A 19,126-nucleotide genomic window follows, 5' to 3' on the forward strand; every position below is an offset into this window, starting at 1 on the left:
ACTCCATATGCTACAAGGTCGATCGTTCTACTTTACACTGATTGTTCGCAATTACTTATATTTTGGAAAATGTCACCTTGGCGGGTTGCCAATTGCAGGAATGGTGGTCCGTTGTTGCAAGCCGGCACAGTGACGAGTTTTTTGTGTACTTTTTTGCGGAAAAAAAGTACAGGCCAGTCACGGCCTGAGTGACAAAAGAAAACCTTCCTTAAAATTACCCACTGTTTACCCTCCATTTTGTTATACAGCCAAAATTCCGTAAATTTGTATATGTTTAAGCCAGTACCATTAAACTTACCCCCTTTTCCTTTAAAGCTGACCCGTGTTCAAGACAAAGTTTATGTCTTTGATATTCTTAGAAAAAAAAACTTGGTACTCACACCAGAGGAATGGGTAAGACAACATTGGGTACACTTTTTACACCTTCACAAAAAATATCCCAAGTCATTGATGCAGATAGAAGGAGGCTTGATCTTAAACGAATTACAAAAAAGAAGCGACCTTGTCATATTTAATAACAAAGGAGAAAAAATCTTACTCGCTGAGTTTAAAGCTCCAGGAGTCAAGATATCACAAAGCACTTTTGAACAAATAGGCAATTACAACAGTAAACACAAGATCCCTCTTTTATTGGTTAGCAACGGCTTGCAGCACTATTTCTGCAAAGTTAATTTTGAAAACAGTACCATAGATTTTATTTCAGATCTACCAATTTACAATAAGGAGACATAAATATTATTTGTATTTAAGAAAAACAATTTATATTAGTCTAATAATTTATAAAAGTAAAATCACCAAAAAATGAATATAGATAAAAACGAATTTAGAAAATATGCCATTAAACATCACCGCATTGGTTCTCAACATGTTGATGGTTTTATTTCCCGTATAGAGACTCAGTCACCAACCAACTTGACACCTTACATCGTTGAGGAACGTCAATTAAATGTTGCACAGATGGACGTATTCTCTAGATTAATGATGGATCGTATCATTTTCTTAGGAGACGGTGTCAATGATCAGGTCGCTAACATTATTCAGGCACAATTATTGTTCCTACAATCAACTGATGCACAGCGCGATATACAAATATACATTAACTCCCCAGGAGGCAGTGTTTATGCAGGATTAGGAATCTATGATACCATGCAGTATATCTCTCCAGATGTGGCTACAATTTGTACAGGTATGGCAGCTTCTATGGGAGCAGTTTTATTGGTTGCTGGAGCAAAAGGAAAACGCGCTGCATTAAAACACTCACGTGTCATGATTCACCAACCTTCTGGAGGTGCTCAGGGAGTAGCAGCAGATATGGAAATCAATTTGCGTGAGATGTTAAAGCTTAAAGAAGAGTTGTACACCATTATAGCGGAGCACTCAGGTCAATCCTATGAATGGGTTGAAAAATCATCTGACCGTGACTACTGGATGAAGGCTGCAGAAGCAAAGGAATTTGGAATGATTGATGAGGTCTTAGCACCTAGAAAAGAAAGTAAATAAATGAGCAAGAACAACAAAGATATCCACTGTTCTTTCTGTGGGATTAGCAAAAATGAAGCATTGATGCTGATCGCCGGAGATGGCGCGCATATCTGTGATCGCTGCGTGACGCAAGCGGGCGAAATTTTAGCGGAGGAATTAAACCAGCGAAAAAACAAATCGCTACAAACCACGCTGAAATTGATCCGCCCTTTAGAAATCAAACAGCATTTAGACCAGTATGTAATTGGACAAGATGACGCTAAAAAAGTTATTTCAGTAGCGGTATACAATCACTATAAAAGATTGAATCAAAAATCAAGTTCCGATGAAACTGAAATTGAGAAATCTAACTTAATCATAGTTGGAGAAACCGGTACAGGTAAAACATTATTGGCAAAAACAGTTGCCAAAATTCTTAATGTACCTTTCTCCATAGTGGATGCTACTGTATTGACAGAAGCCGGCTACGTGGGAGAAGATGTAGAAAGTATACTTACCCGTTTACTACAGTCTGCTGACTACGATGTAGCTTCTGCTGAAAGAGGTATCATCTATATTGACGAGATTGATAAGATAGCCCGTAAAAGCGATAATCCTTCGATTACGAGGGATGTGTCTGGGGAAGGTGTACAACAAGCCTTGCTTAAAATATTAGAGGGAACGAATGTAAACGTACCTCCTCAGGGTGGTCGTAAACATCCGGATCAAAAAATGATAACGGTAAATACCAGTAACATTTTATTTATCTGTGGTGGAGCTTTTGACGGTATACAAAAGAAAATCGCAAACCGTTTAAGAACTCAAACAGTAGGTTATAAAATGATAGAAGACGAGGAAGATATCGACCTTAATAATCTATACAAATATATAACACCACAAGACCTAAAAAGCTTCGGTCTAATCCCAGAGCTGATAGGCCGACTACCAGTATTGACGCACTTGAACCCTCTCGACAAAGAGACTCTATTGAGTATCCTAACAGAACCAAAAAATGCGTTGATAAAGCAATATGTTAAATTATTTGAGTACGAAGGAGTCGAACTTAAATTTGACAAAGAGGTTTATAACTTTATCGTTGACAAGGCGTGGGAATTTAAACTCGGTGCCAGAGGTCTACGAAGTATATGTGAGGCGATCATGCTCGATGCGATGTTCGAGATACCGACCAGCAAAGAAGAGAGTGAGGACACTACCCTACATATAACGCTCGATTATGCGAAGAAAAAATTTGCAAAATCAGATATAAAGAAATTGAAAGTAGCCTAATACAACGATCCCTCACCCATTCGGTGGGGGATTATTTTTTAATTAAAACGACGGAACATGAAAAAAGCTAAATCTGTAGAGAGCCCCATAACACCAGGACTCAAATCAAAAGAAGATATTGTTTCAAATTGGTTGCCCCGTTACACAGGAAAACCTTTGGAAGAGTTTGGAGAGTATATCCTCCTGACAAATTTCTCCAAATATGTTAAGATGTTTTCAGCTATGCACGAAGACGCTCCTATCTATGGCGAAGATAAAGCGATGCAAGCGTGTACGGCAAATGGGATAACCATTATCAATTTTGGCATGGGAAGTCCTATGGCGGCCACGGTAATGGATCTATTGTCTTCAATAAAACCCAAAGCAGTCTTATTTCTAGGAAAAACAGGTGGATTAAAAAAGAAAATTGCCGTAGGAGAATTAATACTACCTATCGCAGCTATTCGAGGAGAAGGAACTTCGAATGATTATTTCCCGCCCGAAGTACCTTCCCTACCCGCATTCGCATTGCAAAAAGCGATATCGACAACAATCCGTGATCATGCGCGAGACTATTGGACAGGAACGGTATATACTACAAATAGACGTGTATGGGAACACGACAAAGCTTTTAAAAAATACTTAAAATCTATCCGTGCCATGGCAGTAGATATGGAGACGGCAACGATATTCAGTGTTGGTTTTGCAAACAAAATACCTACGGGAGCACTCCTACTAGTCTCTGACCAACCAATGGTCCCTGAAGGAGTAAAAACAATCGAAAGCGATCTATCTGTAACGGCAAAGTTTGTCGAAACCCACTTAACTATTGGTATAGCTGCCCTAAAGCAACTTATCAACAATGGACTAACAGTCAAGCACCTGAAGTTTTAAGGGCTTGGCTGCAACAGTTAGCAGAAACTTATCCTATTTTTTTTGATATTTAAAAGTTTGTATTATATTTGCTCTGCACTTCGATAGTAGTGTATCTAATCAACACCTTTCTAGTATAGGTCTTGGTTTATAAAGAAGCGGCGAGAGACTGGCTCAATGACCCGCTGGCAACCTTCAAAAAGGATTTGAAAAGGTGCCAATTCCTGTCCAAAGAAATAAATCTTTGGAGCATATAAATGAAAGAAGACTATGACATTAAATTTCACAAGACAATTAACAATTGTTGCGAACAGTAACCCTACTCGCAAGGCCTGCTTTTATACAACTAACATCAGTTGTACCTCCACCCGAATGCGCTAGTCGTCAGTACCTTTTGCAATCCCCAATAATAAGGTGATATGCAATTTGGCACCATAAATGACGACCAAAAACCACATTTCTTTCGCATTCTCATATAATATCTTACATCAAAAAAAAATTAAAATGGCTAACAATAAAAGTTTAAATTTCGAAACATTACAAGTACATGCAGGACAGGAAGTAGACCCTACAACAGGTTCCCGTGCATTACCTATCTACCAAACCTCCTCCTTTGTATTTGAAAATGCAGAGCACGGCGCAAATCTATTTGCATTGAAGCAGTTTGGAAATATTTATACCCGTATTATGAATCCTACGACTGATGTCTTCGAAAAGAGGATAGCAGCACTAGAAGGTGGTGTAGCGGCAGTAGCAGTGGCATCAGGGCAAGCAGCGCAATTTATAGCGCTAACAAATATTCTAGAAAGTGGAGAGAACTTCGTATCTGGCGCAAACCTTTATGGTGGTACCTATAACCAGTTTAAGGTATCCTTCAAAAGACTAGGTATCGAGGCTAGATTTGCAGCTAATACGGATGCTGAAAACATTGAAAAGTTAATAGACGATAAAACAAAAGCAATATACGTTGAGACAATTGGTAATCCAAGCTACAATATACCTGATTTCGAAAAAATAGCTGCAGTAGCCCGCAAATACGACCTGCCGTTAATTGTTGACAATACATTTGGGGCAGGTGGATATTTGTTCAAACCTCTCGAGCATGGAGCTAATGTGGTAGTTGAATCTGCGACAAAATGGATAGGTGGACACGGTACAAGTATAGGAGGTGTAATCATCGACGGAGGTAACTATAACTGGGGGAATGGAAAATTCAAACAATTCTCCGAACCATCTGAAGGATACCATGGTTTGGTGTTCTCTGATGTATTCGGAATAGACGGTCCTTTTGGAAATATCCAATTCGCCATAAGAGCACGTGTGGAGGGACTCAGAGACTTTGGTCCGGCATTATCTCCATTCAACTCATTCTTGCTTGTACAGGGGCTAGAAACACTATCCTTACGTGTACAGCGCCATGTTGATAATACACAGGAAATAGCACAATGGCTAGAAGCACATCCTCAAGTTGAAGAAGTAAGCTACCCAGGCCTAAAAAGTCACCCTTATCACCTATTGGCACAGAAGTATCTTAAAAATGGATATGGAGCCGTTCTCTCCTTCACGATAAAAGGAGGCGCGCAGAAAGCAGATGAATTTATTGACTCCTTAGAACTTGTAAGCCACTTAGCAAATGTTGGCGATGCGAAGACTTTGATTATACACCCTGCTGCAACAACGCACCAACAATTAAGTGCTGAGGCACAAAAGGCAGCAGGAGTTTATCCTGGATCACTACGCCTATCTGTGGGGATTGAGCATATTGACGATATAAAAGCAGACTTACAGCAAGCCTTCGACAAGATAAAACTTTCATGATCCGCTAGCTGACAGATTGCAAACACACATGAAAGTTCTTGATGTCCATTAAACCGAGCAAAAAGAGCTCATTGATGCCTTGATGAGTTGAAGCGAATCAATAAAACGGACACTTTCAGAAAAAAACAACAACAGGAATAGTAAAACTTAAATCACAGTATAAAAAAGGGAAATGAGTAAAAAGCTTACAATTGGTATGTTTGGATTTGGTGTTGTAGGACAAGGGTTGTACGACATTATCAAAACTAAAAATCTCAATCTAGAAATCAAAAAGTTCGTTATCAAAAACGCTCAAAAAGAGCGAAGCTTACCGGCGGAACTCTTTTCGACAGATGCTAGCGCTATACTGGATGATCCCGAAATCAATACAGTAGTCGAATTGATAGACGATGCAGATGCAGCATTTGAAATAACAAAAAAAGCACTCTCAACAGGTAAAAACGTAGTATCGGCAAACAAAAAGATGATTGCGACCCACCTGCAGGAGCTTACAGCCTTGCAGCAAAAATACGGCACGTCTTTGTTATACGAAGGGGCGGTATGTGGCAGTATCCCAATCATTAGAAACCTAGAGGAATACTATGACAATGAGTTGTTACATTCGGTAAGTGGTATCTTTAACGGTTCGTCTAATTATATCTTGTCGAAAATATTCAACGAAAACCAGAGCTATGATGCGGCCCTGAAAAAAGCGCAGGAATTAGGCTTTGCAGAAACAGACCCCACTTTGGATGTCGGTGGTTATGATCCTAAGTTCAAATTAGCAATCGTAGCATCGCATGCATACGGCTTATTTGTGGACCCGAATAAGATACTTAACCTAGGAATAGACAAGCTCAATACAGCTGATATTCGGTATGCTAAAGAGAAGAACTTCAAAATTAAACTTATCCCTTTAGCTAAAGAAATAAGTAACCGTGAAGTCGTATTATATGTTATTCCAAAGTTCATCGCTAAAGATAGCATGCTATTCAATGTAGAAAATGAGAATAACGGCGTATTAGTCAAAGCTGCGTTCGCAGACGAACAGTTTTTCTACGGCAAAGGTGCAGGAGGACATCCGACAGGATCGGCTGTGCTTTCTGATATTACAGCGCTGAGATACGACTATCGCTATGAATACAAAAAACACTTGGATGCCCAAGAACTAGCATATTCTACAAATTTTGACATCAAAGTATATTTCCGTTATGAGGATGAAAATATTTTGGAGAACATAGCTTTCAAGAATATCTCTGAGCGGTTTTATGGAGAGGATTACAAATACGTAATCGGGCACATCAATTTACAGGAGATCATTAACAAAAGAGAACTAATTAACCAACCGGGATATTTCTTAGCAGAGATATCTTAACATATTAGCCCCTAGAATTATGAAGAAGGTGTCCTGTTCGGGACACCTTCTTGTATTTTATTGCACCTTCAAAAAAACGTCTCATCTCCTAAAAAAAGGGTGTTATTAAGATGTTAAAAAACTTTAAATCAATTGCTTTAACCAACAATATTAAGTATATTTAGTGGTTAACGATTTATATTAGTATTATGAGAAAATGGCATAGTGTATTTTTCCTGATGTTGCTTTCTAATATGGGGTGGGCACAGTCAGGAATGGATTCAGATCAACAATCACCAACCGTGTTTATTATTATAGGAATTATATTACTTGTTATAGTGATATTTATGTTATATAATAAACAAAAACGAAAGTATAATGATTAAAAAAAGGGCTGATGCCCTTTTTTTAATCATTATACAATATTGTATTTCTTCACTCGATCACGAAGTCCCTCCTCCGAAACCCCCACAACCTTAGCGGTTCGTTCCATATCACCACTATTTTTATTTAGCTTATATGCCAGAAACTTCTCTTCAGCGAAAGTTAAAAAATCTTCCAAATTATTCATTCTATCCAAATCAATCATAGATGTTCCGCTTCCCAACCCGTGATGAGTAGACACAGAAGGATTTGCAAAAGAGCTGACTTCCTTTTCCGTTATCTTACGATCACTCAAAATAATAAGGCGTTCGACCATGTTGCGCAGCTCCCGAATATTACCCGTCCACGGAAGAGCCTGTAGTGCTTTCATAGCTTCAGCGGTGATTTCCTTAGTTGGTATATTGTAATCGGCACAGATCTCCTCACAAAAAGCCGTAGCTAAAGTAGGGATATCATCTTTACGATCTGCCAAAGAAGGTACATGGATCAAGATGACACTAAGCCTATGGTACAAGTCCATTCTGAAATTGCCTGCATCGATTTCCTTTAAAAGATCCTTGTTGGTTGCAGCCACAACACGTACATCCACCGAAATTTCTTTCTCTCCTCCTACTCGGGTTATTTTATTCTCTTGAAGAGCACGTAATACTTTTGCTTGCGCAGACAGGCTCATATCTCCAATCTCATCCAAAAATAACGTACCCCCACTAGCCTGCTCAAACTTACCTATCCGTTGCTTTACAGCCGATGTGAATGACCCTTTTTCATGTCCAAACAACTCAGATTCGATCAGTTCGGATGGAATGGCCGCGCAGTTTACTTCAACAAGTGCAGATGAAGCCCTATTAGATTTCTCATGTAACCATCGTGCTACCAACTCTTTTCCCGAACCATTGGCCCCCGTGATCAGTACTCTTGCTTCTGTAGGTGCAACTTTCTCAATACTATCCTTGATAAGTGAAATACCATCAGAGCTACCCAATATCTCCTTTGTTTTTGAAACCTTACGCTTAAGTACCTTTGTTTCTTTTACCAAAGACCCCTTTTCGAGCGCATTACGCACCGTGATCAGTAAACGATTTAAGTCCAACGGTTTCTCCAGAAAGTCATATGCCCCTTTTCGAGCAGCTTCAACAGCAGTCTCAATGGTACCGTGTCCAGAAATCATAATAAATGGCGTATCAGAAAACTCCTTCGCAGCAGTCAGAACCTCCATCCCATCCATTTTATTCATCTTGATATCACAGAGTGTAAGATCGATCTTCTCTTTTTTAAGAATTTCTAAACCATCTATACCATTGTCTACATCAAAAACTTTATAATCCTCATACTCCAAAATATCACGCAGAGAACTACGGATAGGACGTTCATCATCAATTATTAAAACTGTAGCCATATTCACATTTGAATTAATGTCGAGCAAAATAAGAAAAAACTTTCAGGATTCCAATGAATCACCGATAGTGCTGAATCACCTTCCAAAATGATAATTTCAGAAAGAAAAAATGAAAAGCGAAAGTCTCAACTTAGATCATAATACTGTTGCGTCTAAAACGACGGAAAACTATAAAAAGGAAAAAAGAAGCAAACCTTGTAAGCCGGGTTCTGTATCCCGATGTATCGAGATCTCTATCATTTATCTAGCCCCACAATCACTCATGGGGTCCATCAACCTACCCATTGCAGGTTCCGACGAATCGGAAGAAGACGAGCAGCCTTCGATTCCTACAACCTATTTGGTTTTTCAACACACGAGGTTTACCGTAATGCATGTCACCATACAATACCGTGAGCTCTTACCTCACGTTTTCACCCTTACCCCGAAAATCGTGGCGGTATATTCTCTGTGGCACTTTCTGTACCCAATAAATTGGGCCCTTCCCGTTAGGAAGCGTGTTGCTCTTTGTTGCCCGGACTTTCCTCTCTTCCGATAACATCGAAACAGCGATAGAACCAGTTTGCTTCTCCTGCAAAAGTAGTATATTTTTAGTGACAAATATTTTAAAAAATTGTAAAACTTATCTTATGGTAAGTTGTTTTCTTTATCTCAATGATAACTTTAAGAAATAATTATCAGATTATAAACAAAAGAAGACCATGAAAATCGTAAAATTTATTATTTGCCTATTGTTTGGCCTGCTCTTCATAAACGCAGGACTCAATAAATTTTTCATGTATATTCCTGTTCCTGAAATGCCTGATGAACTCCGTAAAGTAAATGAAGCATTTGGTACCATCAAATGGTTGATGCCTCTAATTGCAACGATAGAACTTGTAGCCGGACTATTATTCATTATCCCTAAGACAAGAAACTTAGCCGCTATAATGATCTTTCCGATTATAATAGGCATTCTACTACACCATTTCTTTTATGCGCAGGAAGGTCTTCCGTTGGCAATTGTACTCTTTTTGATTAATATCTGGATTATCGTTGAGGGGAGAGAAAAATACAAACACCTGCTTAACTAAAACCAGACATATCATGAGCAATAACGTATTCGATATAGATAGAAATAAGCATACAATCACTGTGACTTCCAAATATAAGGCATCCTTAGAGCTAGTTTGGGCAGCCTAGACACAATCCGCGATATTGGATAACTGGTGGGCACCACACCCTTGGAAAGTAGAAACTAAAGAAATGAATTTTGTTCAAGATGGCAGGTGGTTATATGCTATGGTCTCGCCCGAAGGAGAGAAAATGTGGAGTTTGATCGAATATCTAGAAATATCTCCACTTCAATATTTTATTGGAGAAGATGCATTCTGTGACGAAAATGGCGCGAAAAATTATAGTCAGCACCCAGGGAGCAAATGGCACACCTCATTCGAACAAACGCAAGGAGAAACAACGGTAACCAATCTCATCAGCTTCCAATCGACAAAAGCCATGGACGATATTCTTGAAATGGGCTTTCGAGAAGGTTTTCAGATGGGATTGGGCAATTTAGAAGAATGCCTTTCAAATTACACTACTAAATAAATATAACATGGCAAAGATTCATGCGTACTTAAATTTTAACGGCAATTGCGAACAAGCATTTGCTTTCTATAGAACGGTATTTAATACCGATGGTGTCGGTACTTATCGATTTGGTGATATGCCTGCTGATCCGAACTTCCCACTTGCAGAAGAAGACAAAAACAAAATAATGCATACTGCACTAATGATTAATGCTGACAGCATGCTTATGGGGTCTGATTGTATAGAACAATTTGGCCATAAGGCCGTTCCTGGGACCAACACGTACATTATGCTGGATGTAGAATCTCCAGAAGAAGCAAAGAAACTGTATGACGCATTGGTTGTCAATGCTCAAAATGTAGAAATGCCATTAGGAGAACAATTTTTCGCAGAACTGTATGCTTCTTTTACCGATCAGTTTGGGACATCCTGGATGATTCATTACGAAGGTAAGAGCAAAATGAGTCAATAATGAAAGACAATGCTAAAATATCAATTGCTCTATGGTTTGACCAGCAGGCCAAAGAAGCAATGCATTTTTATGCGTCAATTTTCCCAAAGAGCCAAGTCCATCATAGTGACGCTATCGTAACCGACGCGACACTTTCGGGAGTTCAGTTTACAGGAATAAATGGAGGGGCGGCTTTTAGGCCTAACCCCGCTATTTCTTTCATGGCCACTTTAGAAACGAAAGAAGAATTAGATACGATTTGGGAAAGACTGCTCCCCGAGGGCAAGGTACTTATGGCGCTAGACAAATATCCGTGGAGCGATCATTACGGTTGGTTAGAAGACAAATATGGTGTTAGTTGGCAGCTTTATCTAGGTGATTTAAATGGCGTAAACGGACAGCAAATAGTCCCAACCTTGTTATTCACGCAAGAACAAAACGGCAAGTGTGAAGAAGCTATAGAATTCTATGAATCGGTATTCCCGATATTTCACAAGTTTGGAATATTAAGACACCAAGACGGAGAACTATCTGGTAAAGTACAACATACTCAATTCTCGGCAAATAACTTCCTGTTGATGGCAATGGATGGAGGACTGACGCACAATTTTTCTTTCAATGAAGGCGTATCTCTGGTCGTGCACTGCGACAATCAAGAGGATATCGACTACTATTGGAATGCATTTACGCAGCAAGGAAAAGAAAGCATGTGTGGATGGTGCAAAGATCCATATGGCGTTAGTTGGCAGGTTATCCCAAAAGGAATAGAAAAAATGCTACAAAACCCAAGTGCTACAACAGCACTTATGAAAATGAAAAAAATAATAATTAACGAATTAAACTAATCACCAACCATACGCCCTCTCGTAATAAAAGGGCGAACAAAACCATTGACATATGAAGTTTTTAAAGTATTTTCTATTCACAATACTTGGACTGGTAGCCATCATTCTGATTGTTGCGGCTGTAATGCCTAAGGATTTTCACGCAGGCAGCGAAATCGTAATCAACAAACCCCACTTAGAGGTCTTTGACTATGTAAAGCAAATAAAAAATCAAGGCAACTACGACAACTGGTCCAAACAAGACCCACAAATACAAAAAGAATATACAGGCACTGATGCCACAGTAGGTTTTACTTATAACTGGAAAAGCAAAAAAGTAGGCGATGGCAAACAGATTATCACCAAAATAGACGAAGGAAAACGAGTAGAAATGGATTTATTTTTCAACGGCTCTGACCAAGCAAACAAATCTTTTATTCAGGTGGACTCTATAGCTCCAAACCAAAGCCAGGTCAAATGGGCTATAGACGGAAAGATGCCTTATCCTTTTAACTTAATGACCCTTTGCTATGATATGAACAAAGATTTTGACGAAGGATTAAAAAACCTGAAAGCAATTCTAGAAAAATAAATCGCATCTTTTCAAACTGTTCCCTACTTAATAGGGACAGTTACTATTTACTGGTCAATACTTCGCGTTCAAAACTAACGCCAGACCATCCATGCTTTAAAAATTGTCGTATATTTTGATGATCTGATCCTTCTGGATTATTTAATACCGATTGAAAATGTTCTCCAAAAAGACGCAATGTCTCCTCCTCCGTCAGCTTATTTAGATAAGCCGCATAAAGTACCCGGGCACTTCCTTGATTTTCATTTTCAGCATTATACTGATCGCCATTTTTAAAAGCAGATGCTGAATAAGTATAACCATTAGCGATAACCTCCAGTACATCATTAAACTGAATGTCTTTCGTCAGTAGTTCCAATAATTGAATATCTTTCATAGTACAAACTTACAAAAAACCGCTTTTTCGTGCAATAGCGAGAGTCCTGCGACCGCGAAGCACAAACACACATGAGTTCCCATCCCGACCAGTCGGGACAAGTCAATGGCCTTTAAAAAACATATTATACACGTATGAAAAGAATATAAAGAGTAACTTTTGTAAGTTTACCAAAACAATAGGGAATCAAAACGGTTTCTTATGGTAAAGCACATTACAAAAATTTTAGATATGAACAAATCACTTACTACGATTGCGCTATGTTCAATTTTGGCTGTGACAGCCTGTAACTCGAACAGTTCAAAAAACACACAACAACAAGATTCGACAGGACATCATCACAATCACAACGATGGCCACAATCACGCTCATCCAGACGAACACACCTCCCAAAATTCTGTTGACTGGATGGGAACATACAAAGGCACCGTTCCTTGTGCAGATTGCCCAGGAATCGAAACCGAAGTTAAACTATATCAAGATGAAACATTTTCCTACAAGGCTACTTATCAAGACCGTAACCTCACAGTCGCAGATACTGGTAAATTTATGTGGCACGACAATGGAAGTGTTGTACACTTAAAAGGAAAAGATACAGACACCAAATACAAAGTAGGAGAAAATATCCTCATACAACTCGATACAGAAGGAAAGGAGATAACCGGTACACTAGCTGAAAATTATAAGCTTAAAAAAGCACAACAATAGTACTTAAGAAGTCCATTCCCATTTTAAGTTCACGGCTACAGCCAGATGATCCGACAGTGGAAGACGACTATCGTCTTTAAAAACAGTACTATCGATATCATAAAAAGTAGGCTTGAACTTAAAATGGGTACTATTTCGAAACATAATCTTATCCAGACTTTCGGTCTTATTTGTCAAACTCAACATGTCCTTTGCTACAAAATCTGGATCCAGTAAAGGAAAGCTTTCTCCGTTCATCAGACTAACCCATACATCCTTCAGATCAGTCTTCTTCAGAAAATCAAACAGATTATCCAATCCATGAGCATAATGAGCATTAAAGTCCCCCATCACCAATAATGGACGTTCAGCAGAATGATCATATATGTATTGCGCCAACTGATCTAAATTCTTACGACGGGCCTGGGCGGACCGAACAGTGTCATGGGCATTTGCATGAAGATTATAGACATCAATTGTCACCTTTTTGGAAAGCTGAATCTGACTATAGCTAAACCCTTTAGGTGTCAAACAATCTGAGCCACTACAAGACGTCCAAGGAATACGTCTGTATTCTACAATGGGAAATCGAGACAATGTGCTCAATCCATCCCCAAAAGGCACTCTCCCCTTATGTAAAGTCTTATATCTATGCGTACTAGTGCCATACAAAGAGGCATTATAATTGAAATCCTCCTGCAAATTCACAATATCGTATGAATTCAAATATTTACCGATCAAAGCTATGCTTGTTCGACGGGGAGTGCTTGCGCTAGAAATTCGTTGAGGCAATCCAGCGATATTATAAGTCAGTACCCGCAACTCACCGTTCTTAAAATCATCTAAATCAAGGAGAGGCTGCTTGACACTAATTAATATCTTCTTGGCATTCTTGAATTTTAAGAAAAACAGGAGCAGTAAAACAAGAAAACTATAGAAATATACCATCCAAATAATACATGACTTCCTCTGATAATCACAAATTTAGTATTCCTAATGGAATTCCGTAAAATTTTATTGTGTGCTATTGCGTATTTCCCAAGAGATCCTTAGAGATACAGCGCAGTGATCAGACAGTTGCTCCCCAAACTCATTTTCAAAAAGCGTCCGTTCTACTTTATAGGTACTTGGGGTTAATACTATATGCTCACTATTCCTAAAATAAATCTTATCAATGCTTTCGCACTGATCTGTGACACTAAGAGCGTGCTTCGCGCTGAAATCTCTTTCAATCTCTGGAAACTCACCTTTATTCTGCAGCAGTACCCAACTATCAACAACATCCACATGCTCTTGAAAATCCCTTATCCATTCTCTTTCAAAAGAATAATGGGCATTAAAATCTCCCATAAGCAAAATCGACTGCCCATCAGAATGTTCTCTAATAAACGAAGCCAGTTGTTGAAGATTATGTTTTCTAGCAATAGTAGCCTTGAGATCATCTTGTGCCGTAGCATGCACGTTATAGACATCCAAAAAGACATTTCCAGCCAATTGAACTCTTGCATAGGAAAACCCCTTAGGAGTTAAGCAATCCGCGCCGTTACAATCCCCCCAGGCAACTCGCTCAAACCTAGTAATCGGATACTTAGACAGCGTGCTTAAACCATCACCAAAAGGTACTCCTCCCATATTTGCGGTACGATAAGGATGCATATTATCCGCATAAAGAAACTTATTATAATTGAAGTCTTCCTGGACATTCACCAGATCAAAACTATTGATTCTCTTTCCGATCATTTGAATGCTGGATTCACGAGGTGTCTTGGCACTAGATAGCAACTCGGGAAGTCCGGCTATATTATACGTCAGAATAGTCATCTCTCCACTGTTAACGACTGGAAGTGCAGAAACAATAGGTTCAAAGGTCCTTTGTTGCGCTCCGCCCTCTGTTCTGAAAGCCAGTAGCAACCATGCTAGACCACATACAAGCGATAGAATTAAAATCCTGATATTCCATTGCTTTCGATTTCTTTCATAAGATAAATACAACAACATAGCTATTGATTCTGATCTAATACAAAATTAGACCCCTCATGTAAACTCAACTTGACTTCAATATTATTTATGCGTATGCTGTGTATGCACAAAATATGAAGAGAAAAGAATTTAATCACAAATTCTTCACAGAATCTTAACCGCAACTTATCCTTAACATCATGCATGAGCAATATTTTTACGGGTAAAGTTTAAGAGATGAGAAAAGTAGCCTTCTTTACTGAAATATTGATAGCAGATTTTGATGGTGCTTCACGCACCATGTTCCAGCTAATAGACCGTATTGACAATACCGAATTCGATTATTTCTTTATCTATGGCAATGGGCCGGAACAATTCCGCAATTTTAAATCGTACAAGGTACCTTCTTTCAGAATTCCCGTTAATGAAGATTACTGCTTAGCAATCCCACACTTAATAAAGGCGAAGCTTGAATCGGCCCTGGATAAATTTGGTCCAGATACCATCCATATAGCTACCCCCTCATTGTTAGGCTTTTTTGCACTCAACTACGCAAAAAAGCGAGGTATCCCTGTATTAACCATTTATCATACACATTTCATATCCTATATAGATTACTATTTCAGGAATATGACCTCATTGGTAAAACCAACCCAACACTGGATAAAGAAGGCAATGCTCAGCTTCTATAACCGCTGTGGAATAACCTACGTACCTACCCAATCCATTGCTACCGAACTTTCCAATATCGGAATTGACCATCAAAAAATAAAGATTTGGCCCCGTGGTATTGATTGTAATCTCTTTAACCCATCCAAGAGCGACAAAGCGTACCTGAGGAGTATCACAGGAAATACCAACCCCAATATATTATTTGTAAGCCGCCTCGTCTGGGAAAAGAACATAAAGACACTAATTGAGATCTATCACACTTTAGAAGAATCCGGGGGTGGGTATAATTTAATTATCGCAGGAGAAGGAACTGCCAAATCCATCGCCATGCAAGAAATGCCAAAAGCTCATTTTCTAGGCAAGCAGAATCATGAACAGCTTTCCAAATTATATGCGTCGGCAGATGCATTTGTATTTACCTCCACATCGGAGACCTACGGAAATGTTGTCGTTGAGGCAATGGCTTCTGGCCTGCCCTGTGTCATTGCTAACGGCGGCGGTTCTGCCTCCCTGATCATACACGGTATATCGGGATATAAATGCGCTCCCGAAAGTGCACAAGAATATGTTTACTTTCTAGAAAAGATCATCAACAACTCCACTTTGCGACAAAGATTCATAAGAGAAGGCCTTGAATTCGTATCGCAGCTCGACTGGAACAAATTATCCCACCAATATTTTCTAGATGTACAACAATTAGGTCTCAAAAGCAATACCTCTGGTTTGGCATGGGCAAACTAAATACCTGGCTAAAATTCAGCAAGATTGCTTTAGTAATAATCGCTCTCCTATCTATAGTTCTATTTGTAATAAATACGGATTACAACACCTTGATAAACGAAATTAATAGGGTGGGTTTTAAATTTACTTATATTCTATTCTTGACATTTACAGCCTATCTATTGGGTACACTGGGCTGGCAAGTATGCATGGGTGACAAAAAGAAAAATATCAGTTTATTTCAGTTATTTATTATTCGACAGATTGGTGAAACGTTAGCACTGTTCAATCCAACCAGTGTCGTAGCGGGCGATCTATTAAAAGCGAAACTCCTCAATGCCTATCAGATAGATTCCGAGACAGCCCTTAAATCAGTTACAGTTTCTAGAATAACTGCTACACTATCACAGCTGATGTTATTCATTATTGCAATGCTGTGGCTACTTCTTAGCCAGCGTCAAGATATATTCTCTATAGAAGTAAAATCGCTGATCGTGGGATCAATAGGGATATTACTCCTCATCAAACTCGCTTTACTTATCTGGTTGGCAAAACCGCTAAAAGAAAAACCAACAGTACAGAAAAACTCGACTTGGAATAGATTAAAGTCTTCCATAATTGCGACCCTTTATAACACAAAAATATGCTTTCAGCAAGAAAAAAAACTATTCTGGTACTCCTACCTATTCTTTGTTTTACATTGGATTGTCGGAAGCCTAGAGTTTTACTTTCTACTTTCGTTCATGGGAATTTCTATACAACCTATGCACGGCCTAGTTCTCGATATGTCGGTTATCATTATCAAAAGTATGGGGGCCGCTATCCCAGGGCAGATTGGAATTGAAGAACTTGCTAATAAAATAACGTTAACAATAATTGGTATTCAAGGAGCTACCGTATGGATTTCGATTTCTATACTTCGACGTCTAAGACAATTGACCTGGATTGCAGTCGGTATTCTGATGACTATTTTTCATAAAAAAGAGATAAAGCATGCAACAGCGCTCTGATATTGAGGTATTATTTATAAGCCACAAATCTCCACCCGCAACAGGTGGAATGGAAAAACAAAGCTACGAATTAATCAACGGCACGGCCCTATACCTCAAAATACACACGCTTGTGTACGATCATAAGGAACCCCTATGGTTATTCTTCTTCAAATTAAACGCTCGAATAATAAAACTCCTGAAAGTAAATCCTGAGATTCAGGTCCTACACTTCAACGATGGACTAATTGCATCATTTGCAACCTTTCACAAAGGGTACGAGCATGTAAAAAAAACCGCAACACTGCACGGTTTAGATGTAGTCTATCCACTGTCTTACTTCCAGAAAAAGATCATCCCTCGTTTTAACAACTTCGACGCCATCTTTGCCGTAAGTGAAGCCACGGCCCAAGCAGCATTAGACAGAGGAATAAAAGCAGAAATCATCCAGACTATTCCAAACGGTGTTGATCCAAGTCCGACGATAGATCAAGACGATGCGCAGCGCATATACCAAAGACACCCTGGATTACAGCAAGAAAAAAAATACTTTATCACACTTGGCCGTCCCGTAAAACGCAAAGGATTTTCTTGGCTAATCCAACACGTTATACCACGATTGGAGGGCGATTTCCAACTCGTCATGCTAGGTCCTTATTCTCAAAAAAAAACGATAAAAGACCGTACCTTATCTCTTTTACCAAAGAAACTACGCACACTTCTCATGCTTTTTTTAGGACATCCATCAGACCAAGAAGTTCTACAGAAGCTACTTCCAGAGCAAAGCCCCAAGGTGGTGCATCTCGGCAAAGTGTCCAACGACGATTTACAAACATTAATAAAAAGCGCTATAGCCTTTCTCATGCCCAACATAGCTGTTCCAGGGGATATGGAAGGTTTTGGACTGGTCTGTCTCGAAGCATCTATGGCAGGCAGTCTTGTCATAGCTTCTGATATAGATGGTATAAGCAGCGCTATAAAACATCATAAAAACGGCTTGCTAATTCCCTCCAAAGATGAGGCAGCTTGGACTTCAATCCTCCAAAATATAATCAATGACAGCGAATCTTTCCATAAACATATTGGTGCTTATACAGAATACACCCGATTAAATTACGGTTGGGATAAAATGGCACGTGATTACAGCTCCGCTTTTATTGAAATTTGTCGAAAGATGTAATGAATAAGGCACGTTTATTGTAAATCTATTTGAGAAGATTATTTTCATTTAAAAAAATATACGTATTTTTACTTCGCATGAAAAAGTACCTGGCTATATGGCTTACACTACTCTTTAGTCTACTATCGTTGACTAAAGTTGTTTTTGCTTGTGAGCAAAGTAAGCCGACGACCACTACCCATTCTTGTTGTGACCACGAACAAAACGCTACTGAACATAGCTGCTGCCAGGCTGAAGACGGCCCAAAACACGAACAGAAAGATCATTGTGATGGCAAATGCAAGGGTGCCAGTTGTCAACAGAACAGTCCAAAATTCCAATTGTTCATGATCGTGGAAAAACCGTATGAATGTCACTTCTTTTTCGATGCAAAAGGTTCTTTTTACCACAAGGACAACCATGTATTACCAGGTTTTTCTTCCATTTGGCTTCCTCCTAAAATAGGTTAATTTCTACCCTTCCTAGCCATAGGTGCGCTTTATCCTTACGGAATCGTACCAAAACAGGCGCTATTTCACTTTTTTTTTATTCGATGGATGATGCCTATTGTTTATTCAATCTGCGCAATTTCTATCG

General features: G+C 39.0%; 19 protein-coding genes, 1 other RNA gene and 1 riboswitch. Of the genes, 15 read left to right on the forward strand and 5 right to left on the reverse strand.

Features of this window, described 5'->3' with window-relative positions; genetic code table 11:
* Window positions 1-270: 270 nt before the first annotated feature.
* The 6 genes from B5X76_RS05820 (at window position 271) to B5X76_RS05845 (ending at window position 6,772) form a co-directional block, all read left to right on the forward strand.
* Window positions 271-732, forward strand: a complete 462-nt coding sequence (locus B5X76_RS05820) for a type I restriction enzyme HsdR N-terminal domain-containing protein (RefSeq protein ID WP_079642094.1) — start codon at window positions 271-273, stop codon at window positions 730-732.
* 69 nt (window positions 733-801) lie between these two features.
* Window positions 802-1,500, forward strand: coding sequence for an ATP-dependent Clp endopeptidase proteolytic subunit ClpP (gene clpP, locus B5X76_RS05825; protein ID WP_079642096.1), 699 nt, complete (start codon window positions 802-804; stop codon window positions 1,498-1,500).
* Entirely contained in the window at window positions 1,501-2,748 is a 1,248-nt protein-coding gene (gene clpX, locus B5X76_RS05830; protein WP_079642098.1) for an ATP-dependent Clp protease ATP-binding subunit ClpX, read from the forward strand.
* Between the two features lie 57 nt (window positions 2,749-2,805).
* Entirely contained in the window at window positions 2,806-3,621 is an 816-nt protein-coding gene (locus B5X76_RS05835) for an AMP nucleosidase (RefSeq protein WP_079642100.1), read from the forward strand.
* A 124-nt stretch (window positions 3,622-3,745) separates the two neighbouring features.
* Window positions 3,746-3,860: riboswitch (SAM riboswitch) on the forward strand.
* A gap of 244 nt (window positions 3,861-4,104) precedes the next feature.
* Window positions 4,105-5,418 carry an O-acetylhomoserine aminocarboxypropyltransferase/cysteine synthase family protein gene (locus B5X76_RS05840; protein ID WP_079642282.1) on the forward strand — a complete coding sequence of 438 codons (1,314 nt, stop codon included), beginning with the start codon at window positions 4,105-4,107 and terminating at the stop codon, window positions 5,416-5,418.
* A gap of 172 nt (window positions 5,419-5,590) precedes the next feature.
* Window positions 5,591-6,772 (forward strand): homoserine dehydrogenase, encoded by a 1,182-nt coding sequence (locus tag B5X76_RS05845; RefSeq protein WP_079642102.1) that lies wholly within the window; start codon window positions 5,591-5,593, stop codon window positions 6,770-6,772.
* Between the two features lie 394 nt (window positions 6,773-7,166).
* Here B5X76_RS05845 and B5X76_RS05850 read toward each other — a convergent pair whose 3' ends face one another.
* Both B5X76_RS05850 and rnpB read right to left on the reverse strand, forming a co-directional pair.
* A complete protein-coding gene (locus B5X76_RS05850) occupies window positions 7,167-8,531 on the reverse strand; it encodes a sigma-54-dependent transcriptional regulator (RefSeq protein WP_079642104.1) in 1,365 nt (454 codons plus the stop codon).
* 182 nt (window positions 8,532-8,713) lie between these two features.
* Window positions 8,714-9,099, reverse strand: an RNA gene (rnpB, locus tag B5X76_RS05855) — RNase P RNA component class A.
* A 133-nt stretch (window positions 9,100-9,232) separates the two neighbouring features.
* Here rnpB and B5X76_RS05860 point away from each other — a divergent pair.
* The 5 genes from B5X76_RS05860 (at window position 9,233) to B5X76_RS05880 (ending at window position 11,967) form a co-directional block, all read left to right on the forward strand.
* Window positions 9,233-9,604, forward strand: coding sequence for a DoxX family membrane protein (locus B5X76_RS05860; RefSeq protein ID WP_079642106.1), 372 nt, complete (start codon window positions 9,233-9,235; stop codon window positions 9,602-9,604).
* A 121-nt stretch (window positions 9,605-9,725) separates the two neighbouring features.
* Entirely contained in the window at window positions 9,726-10,118 is a 393-nt protein-coding gene (locus B5X76_RS05865) for an SRPBCC family protein (protein WP_079642108.1), read from the forward strand.
* Between the two features lie 7 nt (window positions 10,119-10,125).
* A complete protein-coding gene (locus tag B5X76_RS05870) occupies window positions 10,126-10,572 on the forward strand; it encodes a VOC family protein (protein ID WP_079642110.1) in 447 nt (148 codons plus the stop codon).
* The gene (locus tag B5X76_RS05875; RefSeq protein ID WP_079642112.1) at window positions 10,572-11,396 is read left to right on the forward strand and encodes a VOC family protein; all 825 of its coding nucleotides are present in this window, start codon (window positions 10,572-10,574) and stop codon (window positions 11,394-11,396) included. Before B5X76_RS05870 ends, B5X76_RS05875 begins: the two co-directional genes overlap by 1 nt.
* A 52-nt stretch (window positions 11,397-11,448) precedes the next feature.
* On the forward strand, window positions 11,449-11,967 hold the full coding sequence (locus tag B5X76_RS05880) for an SRPBCC family protein (RefSeq protein WP_079642113.1): 519 nt from the start codon (window positions 11,449-11,451) through the stop codon (window positions 11,965-11,967).
* A gap of 43 nt (window positions 11,968-12,010) precedes the next feature.
* Here B5X76_RS05880 and B5X76_RS05885 read toward each other — a convergent pair whose 3' ends face one another.
* On the reverse strand, window positions 12,011-12,343 hold the full coding sequence (locus tag B5X76_RS05885) for a HopJ type III effector protein (protein WP_079642115.1): 333 nt from the start codon (window positions 12,341-12,343) through the stop codon (window positions 12,011-12,013).
* A gap of 231 nt (window positions 12,344-12,574) precedes the next feature.
* Here B5X76_RS05885 and B5X76_RS05890 point away from each other — a divergent pair, with 231 nt between their 5' ends.
* Entirely contained in the window at window positions 12,575-13,051 is a 477-nt protein-coding gene (locus B5X76_RS05890) for a copper resistance protein NlpE (RefSeq protein WP_176140997.1), read from the forward strand.
* 3 nt (window positions 13,052-13,054) lie between these two features.
* On the opposite strand, the gene B5X76_RS05895 is transcribed toward B5X76_RS05890, so the two are convergent.
* Window positions 13,055-13,978 (reverse strand): endonuclease/exonuclease/phosphatase family protein, encoded by a 924-nt coding sequence (locus B5X76_RS05895; protein ID WP_079642119.1) that lies wholly within the window; start codon window positions 13,976-13,978, stop codon window positions 13,055-13,057.
* Between the two features lie 66 nt (window positions 13,979-14,044).
* Window positions 14,045-15,028, reverse strand: a complete 984-nt coding sequence (locus tag B5X76_RS05900) for an endonuclease/exonuclease/phosphatase family protein (RefSeq protein ID WP_245800968.1) — start codon at window positions 15,026-15,028, stop codon at window positions 14,045-14,047.
* A gap of 198 nt (window positions 15,029-15,226) precedes the next feature.
* On the opposite strand from B5X76_RS05900, the gene B5X76_RS05905 reads away from it, so the two are divergent.
* The 3 genes from B5X76_RS05905 to B5X76_RS05915 are packed head-to-tail and all read left to right on the forward strand — an operon-like array spanning window position 15,227 to window position 18,550.
* Complete coding sequence (locus B5X76_RS05905; protein WP_079642121.1) at window positions 15,227-16,402, forward strand: glycosyltransferase family 4 protein; 1,176 nt, start codon at window positions 15,227-15,229, stop codon at window positions 16,400-16,402.
* The gene (locus B5X76_RS05910) at window positions 16,390-17,391 is read left to right on the forward strand and encodes a lysylphosphatidylglycerol synthase domain-containing protein (RefSeq protein ID WP_079642123.1); all 1,002 of its coding nucleotides are present in this window, start codon (window positions 16,390-16,392) and stop codon (window positions 17,389-17,391) included. Before B5X76_RS05905 ends, B5X76_RS05910 begins: the two co-directional genes overlap by 13 nt.
* Window positions 17,375-18,550, forward strand: a complete 1,176-nt coding sequence (locus B5X76_RS05915; protein WP_079642125.1) for a glycosyltransferase family 4 protein — start codon at window positions 17,375-17,377, stop codon at window positions 18,548-18,550. Before B5X76_RS05910 ends, B5X76_RS05915 begins: the two co-directional genes overlap by 17 nt.
* Window positions 18,551-19,126: the final 576 nt, after the last annotated feature.

It is taken from the genome of Sphingobacterium nematocida (assembly GCF_900168125.1).
GTDB classification, from domain to species: Bacteria; Bacteroidota; Bacteroidia; order Sphingobacteriales; family Sphingobacteriaceae; genus Sphingobacterium; species Sphingobacterium nematocida.